The organism is Rhizobium sp. PP-F2F-G48 (genome assembly GCF_004342335.1).
Classification (GTDB): Bacteria; Pseudomonadota; Alphaproteobacteria; order Rhizobiales; family Rhizobiaceae; genus Ferranicluibacter.
This window is the reverse complement of the sequence record NZ_SLVH01000007.1, coordinates 1-13,291: the sequence shown is the minus strand read 5'-3', so window position 1 is coordinate 13,291 and position 13,291 is coordinate 1. Positions and strand designations below refer to the sequence as shown.

The 13,291-nt window shown below is 59.3% G+C and carries 10 protein-coding genes and 5 pseudogenes; 6 read left to right on the top strand and 9 right to left on the bottom strand.

Annotation, left to right across the window (positions count from 1 at the left end; genetic code table 11):
- From C8J36_RS16100 to C8J36_RS16085, 4 genes are all read left to right on the top strand, one after another.
- Window positions 1-921 carry an ABC transporter permease gene (locus C8J36_RS16100; RefSeq protein ID WP_132536360.1) on the top strand — a complete coding sequence of 307 codons (921 nt, stop codon included), beginning with the start codon at window positions 1-3 and terminating at the stop codon, window positions 919-921.
- Between the two features lie 38 nt (window positions 922-959).
- Window positions 960-2,579, top strand: coding sequence for an ABC transporter substrate-binding protein (locus C8J36_RS16095; protein ID WP_132536358.1), 1,620 nt, complete (start codon window positions 960-962; stop codon window positions 2,577-2,579).
- A 93-nt stretch (window positions 2,580-2,672) separates the two neighbouring features.
- Complete coding sequence (locus C8J36_RS16090) at window positions 2,673-3,617, top strand: acetamidase/formamidase family protein (RefSeq protein WP_132536356.1); 945 nt, start codon at window positions 2,673-2,675, stop codon at window positions 3,615-3,617.
- Window positions 3,614-5,308: an ABC transporter ATP-binding protein gene (locus C8J36_RS16085; RefSeq protein ID WP_245506586.1), complete on the top strand. Its 1,695-nt coding sequence runs from the start codon at window positions 3,614-3,616 to the stop codon at window positions 5,306-5,308. Before C8J36_RS16090 ends, C8J36_RS16085 begins: the two co-directional genes overlap by 4 nt.
- A gap of 279 nt (window positions 5,309-5,587) precedes the next feature.
- Here C8J36_RS16085 and C8J36_RS25365 read toward each other — a convergent pair.
- Window positions 5,588-5,764, bottom strand: a pseudogene (locus tag C8J36_RS25365) (IS5/IS1182 family transposase); the annotation flags it as partial.
- A gap of 297 nt (window positions 5,765-6,061) precedes the next feature.
- Here C8J36_RS25365 and istA point away from each other — a divergent pair.
- Window positions 6,062-6,861, top strand: a pseudogene (istA, locus tag C8J36_RS25360) (IS21 family transposase); the annotation flags it as partial.
- 53 nt (window positions 6,862-6,914) lie between these two features.
- On the opposite strand, the pseudogene C8J36_RS25155 reads toward istA, so the two are convergent.
- From C8J36_RS25155 to C8J36_RS25355, 4 genes and pseudogenes are all read right to left on the bottom strand, one after another.
- Window positions 6,915-7,165 (bottom strand): annotated as a pseudogene (locus tag C8J36_RS25155) (transposase); the annotation flags it as partial.
- Between the two features lie 361 nt (window positions 7,166-7,526).
- The gene (gene iolG, locus C8J36_RS16060; protein ID WP_132536352.1) at window positions 7,527-8,441 is read right to left on the bottom strand and encodes an inositol 2-dehydrogenase; all 915 of its coding nucleotides are present in this window, start codon (window positions 8,439-8,441) and stop codon (window positions 7,527-7,529) included.
- Window positions 8,438-9,384, bottom strand: a protein-coding gene (locus C8J36_RS16055) for an IS630 family transposase (RefSeq protein WP_132536350.1) whose coding sequence is annotated in 2 segments (ribosomal slippage) — window positions 8,438-9,045 and window positions 9,045-9,384 — 948 coding nt in all. Because the reading frame shifts where the segments join, the coding sequence is not laid out codon by codon here. Before C8J36_RS16055 ends, iolG begins: the two co-directional genes overlap by 4 nt.
- Before the next feature lie 76 nt (window positions 9,385-9,460).
- A pseudogene (locus tag C8J36_RS25355) lies at window positions 9,461-9,574 on the bottom strand (inositol 2-dehydrogenase); the annotation flags it as partial.
- A gap of 67 nt (window positions 9,575-9,641) precedes the next feature.
- Here C8J36_RS25355 and C8J36_RS16045 point away from each other — a divergent pair.
- Window positions 9,642-10,751: pseudogene (locus tag C8J36_RS16045) on the top strand (IS3 family transposase).
- On the opposite strand, the gene C8J36_RS16040 reads toward C8J36_RS16045, so the two are convergent.
- The 4 genes from C8J36_RS16040 to C8J36_RS16030 form a co-directional block, all read right to left on the bottom strand.
- A protein-coding gene (locus C8J36_RS16040; protein ID WP_245506601.1) for an IS5 family transposase occupies window positions 10,748-11,526 on the bottom strand; the annotation gives its coding sequence in 2 pieces (ribosomal slippage) (window positions 10,748-11,184 and window positions 11,184-11,526; 780 coding nt in all). The pseudogene C8J36_RS16045 and the gene C8J36_RS16040 sit on opposite strands and share 4 nt — an antisense overlap.
- 419 nt (window positions 11,527-11,945) lie before the next feature.
- A complete protein-coding gene (locus C8J36_RS24975; protein WP_207897524.1) occupies window positions 11,946-12,293 on the bottom strand; it encodes a hypothetical protein in 348 nt (115 codons plus the stop codon).
- Window positions 12,294-12,340: 47 nt separating this feature from the next.
- Window positions 12,341-12,958 (bottom strand): MerR family transcriptional regulator, encoded by a 618-nt coding sequence (locus C8J36_RS24970; protein WP_165915077.1) that lies wholly within the window; start codon window positions 12,956-12,958, stop codon window positions 12,341-12,343.
- A gap of 180 nt (window positions 12,959-13,138) precedes the next feature.
- On the bottom strand, window positions 13,139-13,291 hold a 153-nt coding region (locus tag C8J36_RS16030), incomplete at its 5' end, for a transposase (RefSeq protein WP_132532916.1).

The window sequence follows — 13,291 nt, the reverse complement described above, 5'->3', positions numbered from 1 at the left end:
ATGGCTCTGCTGCTTGCCCGCCGCATCGTCCAGACGGTGCTGATCCTGCTCGGCGTCGCCGCGATCACGTTTCTTCTTCTCTACGCGCTGCCGGCCGATCCCGCCCGCATGATCGCCGGCCGCAGCGCCACGGCACAGACCGTCGCCAACATCCGTCATGAACTCGGGCTGGACAAGCCGCTGCTGGTCCAGTTCTGGGTCTATCTCCAGGGCATCGTCGCGGGCGATCTCGGCCGGTCCTATGCGCAGAAGACGGATGTCGGCATGCTGATCGCCGCGCGGCTGCCCGCGACGCTCGTGCTGATGGCAGCCGGTATCTTCATCGAGGTGTTGCTCGGCATCTCCTTCGGCGTCATCGCCGCCATCCGTCGCGGCGGCGCCGTCGATCGGATCGTGATGATGGCTTCCTTCGTCGGGGTGTCCGCGCCGCAATTCGTGGCCGCCCTGCTCCTCCTCTATCTCTTCGCCGTCACGCTCGGCTGGTTTCCGATGAGCGGCTACGGTACCCTTGCCCATGTCGTCCTGCCGGCGAGCACGCTCGGCATTCTCGGCGCCGGCTGGTACGCGCGAATGGTGCGCTCGGCCATGGTCGACGTGCTCAACCAGGATTATGTCCGCACCGCGCGGGCCAAGGGCCTGTCTTCCGCCCGCATCGTGCTGCGCCATGCCCTGCCCAACGCTCTCCTGCCGATCATCGCCATGATCGGCATCGATATCGGCCAGTTCATGGGCGGCGTCGTGGTGGTCGAGGCCGTCTACGGGTGGCCCGGCATCGGGCAGCTCGCTTGGCAGGCCATTCAGCAGGTCGATATTCCGATCATCATGGGCGTCACGCTCATTTCGGCGCTGGCCATCGTTCTCGGCAACCTGCTTGCCGACATCGTCACACCACTCATCGATCCGCGCATTCGAGCGCGCTGATCGCAAACCGCAGTCACAATCAAAAAGGGGAACGTGCAATGTTGAAATGCTGGCTTCGACAGACAACCGTAGCCGTGGCGCTCGTCGTCACGCCGGTCTGCGCTTTCGCGCAAGGTGCGCCCGCACAGGGCGGCGATATCGTCATCACCTACAAGGACGATATCGCCACGCTCGATCCGGCGATCGGCTATGATTGGGTCAACTGGTCGATGATCAAGAGCCTGTACTCCCGCTTGATGGACTACAAGCCGGGAACGCCGGAGCTTGTTCCGTCGCTTGCCGAAACCTTCGACGTTTCGCCGGACGGCCTCACCTACACCTTCAAGCTTCGCAAGGGCGTGACCTTCTCGAATGGCCGCGGCGTCGTCGCATCCGACGTGAAATATTCGATCGAACGGGCCGTGAACCCAAAAACGCAGGGCCCAGGCGCCGGCTTCTTCGGAGCCATCAAGGGCTTCGACACGCTCTCGGGCGGCACGTCGCAGACGTTGGAGGGCATCGAGACGCCTGACGATACAACCGTCATCTTTCACCTGTCGCGACCCGATGCGACCTTCCTGCATGTGCTGGCCATCAACTTCGCCTCCGTCGTTCCGAAGGAGGCGGTTGAGGCCGCGGCGGGTGATTTCGGCAAGAACCCTATCGGCTCCGGCACCTTCGTCCTGAAGGAATGGGTCATCGGGCAGCGTCTCGTCTTCGAGCGCAACCCTGCCTATTTCGTCAAGGATATGCCGCATCTCGACAGCTTCACGGTCGAGGTCGGCCAGGAGCCTCTCGTGGCACTGTTGCGCCTGCAGAAGGGCGAGGTCGATATCGCCGGAGACGGCATCCCGCCGGCAAAGTTCCTGGAAATGAAGAACGCGCCGGAAGGCGTCGACATGATCGTCGATGGCGCGCAACTTCATACGGGCTACGTGACGCTGAACACCAAGGTGAAACCGTTCGACGATCTGAAAGTCCGCCAAGCCGTCAACATGGCGATCAACAAGGAGCGGATCACCCGCATTCTCAACGGTCGCGCGACCGCCGCCAACCAAGTTCTGCCGCCGCTGATGCCCGGCTACGACAAGGCCTATACCGGCTATGGTTACGACGTCGCCAAGGCCAAGGCGCTGCTGGCCGAAGCGGGGCTTGCCGATGGCTTCGAAACGATCCTCTACTCGACCAACACCGATCCGCAGCCGCGCATCGCCCAGGCGATCCAGCAGGATCTCGCCGCCATCGGCGTCAAGGCCGAAGTGCGGGCCCTGGCGCAATCGAACGTGATCGCCGCGGGCGGCACGGAAGGCGAAGCACCGATGATCTGGTCCGGCGGCATGGCCTGGATCGCCGACTTCCCGGATCCGTCGAATTTCTACGGACCGATCCTCGGCTGCGCGGGAGCGGTACCGGGCGGGTGGAACTGGTCCTGGTACTGCAACGCCGAGCTGGACAAACGCGCGATCGCGGCGGACGCGATCTCCGATCCTGCCAAGACATCGGAGCGCACAGCCGCATGGGAAAAGATCTTCACCGACATCATGGCCGATGCGCCGTGGATTCCGGTGACGAACGAGCGCCGCGTCGTCGCCAAGTCGCCGCGCATGGGCGGCGAAGGCGATATCTACATCGATCCGACACGGGTGATCAACTACGACGCGATCTTCGTCAAACACTAGACATCACCGCATCTATCCTCTCCCCAAGCTCTTCTCGCAGCCTGGGGGAGAGGATGCCTGGGGAAGACAAACAAGCCAAGAGAAGAGAACACCATGTGCGTCGCCTGCACCTATACCATTCATCGCGCCCAGCATCATTTCGGCTGGAACAAGGATTTCGAGCCGGCCGTCGTCGCCAAGCCTGGAGAAACCATCCACTTCGAATGCCTAGATTCCTCCGGCGGTCAGCTCGGTGCCGGCTCGACGCTCGAAAGCCTCGCAGCGCTCGAATTCGGGCGGATCAATCCGGTCTCGGGTCCCGTCTATATCGAGGGTGCGGTTCCCGGCGATGCGCTCAAGGTAACGATTCGTCGTTTCGTTCCCTCGGGCGTCGGCTGGACGGCGAATATTCCAGGCTTCGGGCTGCTTTCTGATCAATTCAAGGATCCGGCCCTGCATGTCTGGACCTACGACGCCAACAGCATGGCGCCATCGCTCTTCGGGCCCGGCGGCAAGGTGCCGCTGAAACCCTTTGCGGGTACGATCGGCGTCGCGCCGGCTGAGCCGGGCCTTCATTCGGTCGTGCCACCCCGACGCGTCGGCGGCAATCTCGACATCCGCGACCTCACATCGGGGGTCACGCTCTATCTGCCGGTGGAGGTCGAAGGCGCGCTCTTTTCGATCGGCGACACGCATGCGGCGCAGGGCGACGGCGAGGTCTGTGGCACGGCGATCGAAAGCCAGATGGAGGTCGAGGCGACGATCGAACTCGTCAAGGACGCACGCCTGCAGACCCCCCGCTTCACCACGACGGAGCCGGTCACACGCCATCTCGACGGCATGGGCTACGAGGTCACCACGGGGATCGGCCCCGACCTGATGACGGGTGCCCGCGAAAGCGTCATGCGGATGATCGACCTTCTGGTCGCCGAACACGGCATGAATCCCGTCGATGCCTATATGCTCTGCTCCGTCTGCGGCGATCTCCGGATCAGCGAGATCGTCGATATGCCCAATTGGGTCGTGTCTTTCTACTTTCCGAGGATCGTATTTTCGTGACGTCGCCTGCCCCGGTTTCGCCCTTGGTTTCCGCCCCGGTGCTTGCGGTCAGCGAGCTTTGCGTTGATGCGCGTACGCCGGAAGGCCTCCAACGCGTGATCGACGACGTCAGTTTTGGATTGATGGCCGGAGAGACGCTCTGCATCGCGGGCGAAAGCGGCTCCGGCAAGTCCGTGACGTCGCTCGCCATCATGGGGCTTCTGCCCAAGGCCTCGTTGCAGATCGCCTCGGGCAGCATTTCGCTTGAGGGCCGCGAGCTCTCCCGGCTGCCCAACCGGGCCATGCGCAGCGTGCGGGGCGGCGATATCGCCATGGTGTTCCAGGAACCAATGACGTCGCTCAATCCGGTCATGTCCGTCGGTGCGCAGCTGACCGAGACGATCCGCGAGCATCAGGGTTCGGACGGCAAGAGCGTCGACGCCGCGGCGTTGCGTATGCTCGATGCCGTCCACATCACCGAACCCGCCAAGCGGCTGAAGCAGTTTCCGCACGAGCTGTCGGGCGGCATGCGCCAGCGGGTTATGATCGCGATGGCGCTTTCCTGCCGGCCGAAAGTGCTGATCGCCGACGAGCCGACGACAGCCCTCGACGTCACGGTTCAGGCGCAGATCCTGAAGCTGATCAACGAATTGAAGCGCGAGTTCGGCGCTTCGGTCGTTCTCATCACCCACGACATGGGCGTCGTCGCCCAGATGGCCGACCGCGTCGTCATCATGCAGGCCGGCCGGATTATCGAGCAGGGCGAGGTCGTGCCACTCTTCGGTGCGCCGCAGGAGCGCTACACGCGCGACCTCCTGGCCGCGGTGCCGCGGCTCGGCTCCTACGCGGGAACTGAAAGCCCACCGCGCAAAAGCCCGGAGCCGACGCAGTCCTCGCCGACCGATCGTCAGCCGGTTCTGACCGTCCGAAAGCTCGACGTCACCTATGGCAAGGCGACGGGCTGGCTTTTCGGCAAGACACCGCCTTTACCGGTCGTCAGCGACGTCTCCTTCGAGATCCTGCCCGGCCAGACCCTCGGTCTCGTGGGCGAGAGCGGTTCGGGGAAATCCACCACCGGCAAGGCCGTTCTCGGTCTCATTCCGTTCACGGGCGACATCGTCATCGACGGCCGGAATATCGGTGGGCTCAGCCAGCGCCAGATGGCCCCTGTGCGCCGTCGGGCGCAGATGATCTTTCAGGACCCCTATGCCTCCCTCGACCCACGCATGGCGGTCGGTGCGGCGATCGCCGAACCGCTCGCCATCCATGGGCTCGCCAACAAGGGCGAGCGCGAGGACCGGGTCGCCGAGCTACTGCGCCAGGTCGGCCTTGCGCCAGAAGCCGCAACGCGGTACCCGCACGAATTCTCCGGCGGCCAGCGCCAGAGGATCTGCATCGCGCGGGCGCTCGCGCTCGGTCCGAAGCTGATCGTCGCGGATGAAAGCGTGGCGGCGCTCGACGTGTCCGTGCGAGCGCGCGTGCTCGATCTGATGCTGGAACTGCAGGAAACGATGGGGCTGGCCTATCTGTTCATTTCGCACGACATGGCGGTTATTGAGCAGATGTCCCACAACGTCGCCGTCCTGCGCTCCGGCCGGATCGTCGAGATAGGATCGCGCCGTTCCGTGTTCGGGAACCCTCAGGACGCTTATACTCAAGCCCTTATCGAAGCCGTCCCTATCCCCGATCCAAAACGCCGGCACGTCGCCTGAGACGTGCGGGTCGCAGCGTGTGGAAGGTTGGTGTCACGGGATTTAGCTGCCTATTCTGATACAGTAAACAGGCAGAATGCACTGCTGTGAGATTGGATAGAATCCTAAAATAGTGGCTACTTTGTTGTCGTCCAGTCGAAATCGGTCTCACAGGCTGCTGCAAAACGGCTGCGTTAGTTGTTTTAGTGGCGCATTCGGTAGGGTATTGCGTTTGAACCGGTTGCTGACTTCGGTCGCCTGTGTTGGCTATGGGTCTTCGATGACTGTGCAGCGGCCCTGTCAGGCGGCCTGTGCTAGCATTTTTGGCAGTCCGACGAGGTTATAGGTAGCGGATCCGAAGACGGCGGAGACTTTCAGTCTGCCGCAAACTTATACCTCGGCGAAGCGGGCCTGCGCCTTGATCCAGCCGAACACCTCTTCGATGCGCTTGCGGCAGCGTAAGCTTATGCCGTAGCCCGGTTGGTGGGAGAACATAAATCTTACTACCAAGAGTGGCGACCGCCGCGTTGCCCTGTTCTCGAGCTACGTTCAATCCTTTGCATAACCTGATCTGACTTGCGCAGCCGATGCCACGCGCATGAAAACACTGAGATCATTAAAAGAAGGTCGAGCGAGACTTGCAATACGGACTCGGACTGGGCCTGTGTTTCGGCGTGGTATATTGACCCCTCTGGCAGGGTGAACGGCGTCCAATTTTGCCCCCCCACCTGTTTCGTCTGACCATCCGTCTTTTGCTGGCGGATGGAGTGGGAGTTGAAGCGAGTGGATACGATTGCGCGTGTTCGTCGAGCCTTCCATGTGCAAGGCTGGTCGGTAAAGAAGATCGTCCTGGAGCTGCATGTTTCCCGCAACACGGTGCGCAAGATACTGCGGTCTGACGAGACCGACTTTTCCTATGAGCGCGAACGCAGCCGCTGCCGAAGACCGGGGCCTGGAAGGCGGAGATCGAGCGCTTCCTTGGCGCGAACGACGGCAAGCCATCTCGCGAGCGGCTAACGCTGATCCGGATTTACGAAAAGCTTCGGGCGCTGGGCTACGACGGCAACTACGATGCAATCCGGCGCTATGCGAAGGGATGGTCGAAGGATCGAGGGGCTGTGATGGCCGAGGTCGACGTGCCGCTCTACTATGCGCCCGGCGAGGCCTATCAGTTTGACTGGAGCCACGAGATCGTCCTGATCCAGGGCGTGACGACGACGGTGAAGGTTACCCATGTCCGCCTCTGCCACAGCCGGATTATGTTAGCGGGGGGCCTAAATGCGTGAGAGCCAAGAGATGGTCTTCGACGCCCAAGACAAGGCCTTCGACTTCTTCCGTGGCACCTGCACGCGCGGCATCTACGACAACACCGGACGAATGCGAGCATTCGCCGGGAGAAGACGGCGGTGGAGGCCGTCTTTATCGGCAAGGAACGGCTCTACAATCGCCGTTTCCTGCAGATGCGCAGCCATTATCTCGTGCATCCCGTAGCCTGCACGCCAGCATCCGGCTGGAAGAAAAGACAGGTCGAAAACCAAGTCGGTCTTGTGCCAGAGCGCTTCTACACGCCGCGTGCTTCCATGACGAGGTGGTGGTTGATCCATTACCAAAGACCCACTTCTCGCTATTCGTAGAGATACCGCTGCACCGTCGAACACGGCGGAAAGTGCTTCGGTAGCATCCGTCACTGGCAGCCCGTTGAAGCAATAGAGAGAAGGGCGTTCAAAACATCGCGCAGATCGGTCTTGTGCGGGCGGCACAGACGCCGTGGCGCCGGCATGAAAGGGACAACACAATCCCATTCGCAATCTGTAACGTCTCTTGCATATCGGCTCGTTCAACGGACATTTTGCCGCCGAGTGTTTCAGTCCAAGCCATCGTGTTCTCCATCGAAACTTCGCACATCCGATGGAATCACAACTGGCTGGAATCACTCAACTCCATTCGGGACAACCTCTGAGAAATCCGAATTTCATCTTGAAAGATGCGACGCGCGGACTTTATATCCTTAAACCCGATCAGGTAAGCGAACCGAAGAACTTTCGAACGGGATATTCCTGCGCGTTTTGCAATGACCGTCGTCGCTTCGAAAGCAAGCAGTTGGGGGTTGTCGAAACACAGCCTTGCAACATTCTCGACACGAGCCGGGAAACGGAGGTTTCGCTTGGCGATCTCATCTTTCAGGCTCCGGAAGCTGGCCGGAGCCTCTCTCATTTGAGGCATCGAACGCCCTCGCTCGCTACAAAATCTCGGAGAGCCCGACTGTCTGACCTGTCTTCAGCGACAGTGTAGCCGCTTCTGCAAGTGCGAGCGCATTGACGCCGTCTTGCAACGAGACCGGCAGGGCCGAGCCGGACGTGATGGCATCCACAAAAGCGTTCCATTCGTTCGAATAGGCGCGCATGTATCGCTCAAGGAAGAAGAACTCTGGCTTTGCGCCGGTCACGCCGTCCTTCGTCGCCTTCGTCACGGTATTTTCAAGGATGTTTCCGGCCGACAGAAGACCCTCGGAGCCGAGAAGCTCGATGCGCTGGTCGTAGCCATAGACGGCGCGCCGGCTGTTCTTGATGACGGCAATGCGTCCGTCGGCAAACTTCAGTGTGACGGCAGCGGTATCGACGTCACCGGCGGCTCCGATCTCGGGATCGACGATCGAGCTTCCGGTTGCGCTGACGGTCTCGGGAGCGCCACCGAAGATCCAGCATGCCAGGTCGAAGTCGTGGATCATCATATCACGGAACAAGCCGCCGGACACCTTGATGTAAGAAACTGGCGGTGGTGCGGGATCGAACAACGTAATCGACAGAAGCTCGGTTTTGCCGATGTCGCCACGGTCGGCGGCGGTCTTGAGGGCAGCGAAGTTCGGATCGAAACGACGATTGAAGCCGATCATGACGGGTTTGCCGGTGCCAGCCGCGACGACCTGGCAGGCGCGTGCGCGTTCCCGGCTCAGATCGACGGGCTTCTCGCACAGCACGGCCTTGCCGGCCCTGGTCGCAGCTTCGATCAGATCGGAATGCGTGTCGGTCGACGTCGCGATGAGCACGGCATCGATGGAGGCATCGTTGATGATGTCGGCGCTAGAACGGGCTTCGGCGCCATACTGGCCGGCGAGTTTTCCGGCAGCGTCCGTATTAGAGCGTTTCCCTATCATGTTGGATCATATCCGCAGGAATTGAAGTAGTTCTGAGCTTCTTGCGGTTCGACCATATCAATCAGCTTGCCGATGCGATCCCATAGTCCGGTGACGGTTCTCTCCGCAGCTTTTCGTAGGAGAGCCTTGAGCTTGGAGAAGGCCTTCTCAATGGGGTTGAAGTCCGGGCTGTAGGGCGGAAGGAACATCATTGTCGCGCCGACCGCCTCGATCAGTTCCCTTGCTGCCGGTCGTTTGTGGCTGGACAGATTGTCGAGGATGACAACGTCCCCTGGTTTCAATGTCGGAACCAGAACCTGAGCCACATACGCCTCGAACCACTCACCGTTAATCGGTCCGTCTATGACAAGTGGCGCGACCATTCCCGTGTTGCGGAGGCCCGCAACCAATGTGGTCGTCTTCCGATGACCGTGAGGGAAACCCATCCGCAACCGCTCGCCCTTGCGGCATCGCCCGTGAGTACGAGCCATATTGGTCGCGGTCCAGGTTTCGTCGATGAACACGAGCCGCTCTGGATCGAGATCGAGTTGCGCCCCGAACCAGCATTGCCGCTTTTCCAGCACGTCCGGACGGCTTTGCTCTACCGCATGGCCAGTCTTCTTTTGCGCGTTTGTTCGTGCCGGACAAGAAAGCGATGCAGCGCCGACTTGCTGATGGAAATGCCTTGATCATCCAAGGCTTTGCGAAGCTCGAAAAGGGTGCCGTCCCGGTGCTCGACGAGCCAGATCATGATTAGATCGGCATGCGCTTCTGTCTTGTGGGAATTGCGGTCGCCGCCGAGTGGACCGGGTCGAACATTTCCCTGCTGGATTTGCAAGTGACGCCAACGGCTCACGCTGGCTGCGCTCACGCCGAAACGCTCGGCAGCCTCTCTATGCAATGCGCCGCCGTTCACGGCAGCGAGCACACCTATGCGAAGATCAACGGAAAGGGCTCTCGACATATCTGCCGACCTCCATCGGCAGATAGTTTGAATCAGAAGGAGACTGATTTGCAAAGCAATCCGATTCAATCAGTCAGGGAAATGCTTTAACGTCGGAAACCGCGACCAGGGCGCTTCCGGGATTTGAGGTGATCGCTTTGGCGTGGACGTTACCAATTCGTCCAGCACCGAGAAGACCGATTTTCAGCATTTTGGTCTGCCCCCTGAAAAGTGATCCTTCTTGAAGTATGGCTTACGAGCCGAAGAAGGACATTGGAATGGCAGCGAAAAGATATAAGGCAGAAGAGATTGTCACGAAGCTCGGTCAGGTTGACGTGCTGAATGCGCAGGGAAAATCGATGGCGGAGGCGATCCCGTCGATAGGCGTGACGGAAGTTACAAACTACCGTTGGCGGCCTGAATACGGGGGTTTGAAGGGCGATCAGGTCAAGCGCCTGAAGGAACTGGAAGCGGAGAACGCCCGGCTCAGGCGTGCAGTTTCCGATCTGACCCTGGACAAGATGATCCTGGCGGAGGCCGCTCGGGGAAACTTCTAAGCCCCGCCCGCCGCCGTGCCTGCGTGGATCATATCACCTCAGAATTGGGCGTGTCCGAACGACGGGCATGCCGGGTTCTCGGCCAGCATCGTTCTACGCAGCGCAAAATCGCAAAGACACCGGATGACGAGACGGCATTAACCGCCGACATCACGGCACTCGCTCTCCAGTATGGCCGCTATGGCTATCCCGCTGGCCGACAGCCAATTGCCTTCAATTGGCGTAAGGCGTCGCATCACGGCGATGCTGCACCAAGCGGGTTGGATCGTGAGCGTCAAACGGGTTGAGAGGATATGGCGACGGGAGGGGCTGAAAATTCCATCCAGGCAACCCAAGCGCGGTCGGCTGTGGCTGAACGATAGTTCGTGCATCCGGCTTCAGCCGGAATACCCCAACCATGTCTGGTCCTATGACTTTGTCGAGGACCGGACGCATAACGGACAGAAAATCCGCATGTTAAACGTGATCGACGAGTTCACGAGAGAATGCATTGCCATCAGGGTCGAGAGGAAGCTGAAGGCGGTCGATGTCATCGATTTCCTCTCTGATCTGTTCATCCTGCGCGGCATCCCGGCACATATTCGTTCCGACAACGGTCCTGAGTTCATCGCCAAGGCTTTGAGGGAATGGATTGCGCTGGTCGGTGCCAAAACGGCATACATTATGCCAGGCAGCCCGTGGGAGAACGGCTACTGCGAGAGCTTCAACTCGAAGCTCAGGGACGAACTGCTCAACGGAGAAATCTTCTACGCGCTCAAGGAGGCAAAGATCATCATCGAGGGCTGGAGGCAGCACTACAATACCGTACGTCCGCACTCATCACTGAACTAGGGTCTGGACTCATTAGCTGAAGCAATCCATATCCTCGTCGCTGCAAGCTTGAGGGCGGCGAGGTAATTATCAGCACGCCGGTCGTATCGCGTCGCAAGGCCGCGCATCTGCTTGATACGGTTAAAGAACCGTTCCACGAGATTGCGCTGACGGTAGATCCAGCGGCTGAAGCTGAATGTCTGCTTTCGATTTGCCTTTGCAGGGATATTCGCCCAGCATTTGCGTTGCTTGGCAAAGTTACGAATGGCGTCGGTGTCATATGCCTTGTCGGCGAGGATCGTCGCGCCGGGCCGTAGGTCGCTCAACAGCTTTTCGGCCATCGGTGCATCGGCGGCTTGGCCGGCGGTGAGTTCCAACAGAACTGGTCTGCCATCTGCATCGACAAGAGCGTGGATCTTTGTCGTCAGGCCACCGCGCGAACGTCCCATGCAAGGATCGGCAGATCCCCCTTTTTAGCGTTGGCACCATGCTGGTGAACGCGAACACAAGAACTGTCGATCATCACGATGTCGCCATCGTAACGCTTTGAAACGGCGTCCAGAAGGCGATCCCAGACGCCCGCCTTGCGCCAGCGGGAGAACCGATTGTAAAGCATCGTGCGCGGACCGTAACGCTCCGGCACATCTCGCCAAGACGAACCAGTCCTGAAACGCCACAGGATGCCGTTGATCACCCGGCGGTCGTCGACGCGTTCTATTCCACGGCTATTGTTCGGCAACAGAGGTGCGATAATAGCCCATTCTTCGTCGCTCAATTCGTGACGGCGCATGGCAATCTCCTTTCACGGAGATGGAATCACACACCGTCAAAAAGATGAACCCCGTTTATGGGGACGCTGCCTACAAGCCACTAGCACCGGAAGCCACCCTGTGGCCCCGCCAGAACGGACCGGCATCAACCCCGGCGGTAGCGGCTAGACACAGCATGCACTAACGTTAAACCCGGACCACCCAATGGGGCAGGCCAGAGATGCTTGATCTTTTGGACACGCTAACAGTCGAGGCGATTGTGAAGAGTATTGGCGTCCAGAATTTGCGATCTCGTTTCACCTGAGGAGATAGTGATGTCTTTAGGAAACTGCGCTCGCCAACTTTTCAGACAATCTGTAGGATTTCTGCAACAACGCTCGAACGACTAAGGTGTTTGTCGAAGATAGAGATGGCTTATCCGCCCCCTATGGGTGAGGGCAAAGCCCTATTCGATCTTTGCATGTTCAAAATCAGCGTCGTAAATATTCAGACCGACTTGCGAAACACCCTTGAATGAAAGCTGCTTCAGTTCTCCCGCCTTGTTCAATTCGGCTTGAATGAAGCTCTTTTGCTCGTCCGCGAGCACAGCTAAAGCGGGCGACATTCTATCGAGGTGAGGCTCGCCCCTAGCATGCTCCTCAATCACATCACGCAAGACCATCTCGCCTTCGGGCAGCGGCTTTTGCGCCCGGATGCGTTCCTGGACTGCGTCTTCGATATTGCGCACCTGATCAAGGTCAGTTCTGAACGCATGATCCTCAAAACCGTTTTGATGGTGGCGCAGGCGTTGCACCCGTTGGTCCTGTCCACGCTCAAATGTAATTTGCACTGGCAGGACCTTCATAAAGAATTCGGTCCCGCTCTCCGGAAAAATCTCGATATCCGACTGCCCGACGATGCGGTAGAAGAGCCCCCATCGCGATGGGACACGATAGAAAGTGTCCCACCATCAGTTTCGTAGGCTCCGGAATAGTCATCGTACCGGGCGGTATCGATTTCAATTCGCGGGCGCATCTGTTCATAGCGACGCCAGGCGACGGTATCCTTTGACGGTTCAGCCACGTTTGTTTCCTTTGCGAGAGTCATAAGGTCGTCAAGCGACGCAGACAGTCCAGAACGGATTTTTTTCAAAGCCTCAGTCACAGCCAGCCCTCGCTCCACCCGGCTTCTTTTGTCCGCAAGCGCTTCGCGCTGCAGGGCGAGAATTTGACCAAGATCGGTGGGCTGACCGCGCAAGAGCTTCGAAATATCTCGAAGGCTTAGTCTAATAGACTTTAGTGCGACGATTTCATTCAAGCGGGTTACCTCGTCGGCTCGATAGAGCCGCCACTGTTTGGAGGTGCGGCGAGGCGAGATTAGACCATGTTTTTCGTAGAGCCGAAGAGCCCGGATGCTCAAGCCGATCCGGCTGGCGCATTCATGGGCCGTTAGCAATACCTCTTTACCGTGTCCAAGCATTGAAAACTCCTTCAGGAATCTTCCTTACGGTATGACGCAGGGTCCGCCTCAAGAGAAAAAAATTAGTGTCGCGAAATTCCCGACATTTGCTCAATATGTTAGCCCGACTTTGCAACGTCGCAAAATTAGGGTTCCCGCGACAAGAGAAAGGTCCCTACCTAGGCTCAGGACTCATAAAATTCACAGCCAGAAGATAACAGCGGCCGCGATGCAGATGCTCGAGAAGAAGGTATGTGCGCAGCGGTCGTAGCGGGTGTGAATGCGCCGCCAGTCCTTGAGCCTGCCGAACATGTTCTCGATTTTGTGGCGCTTCTTGTAGAGAACAGGATCGTG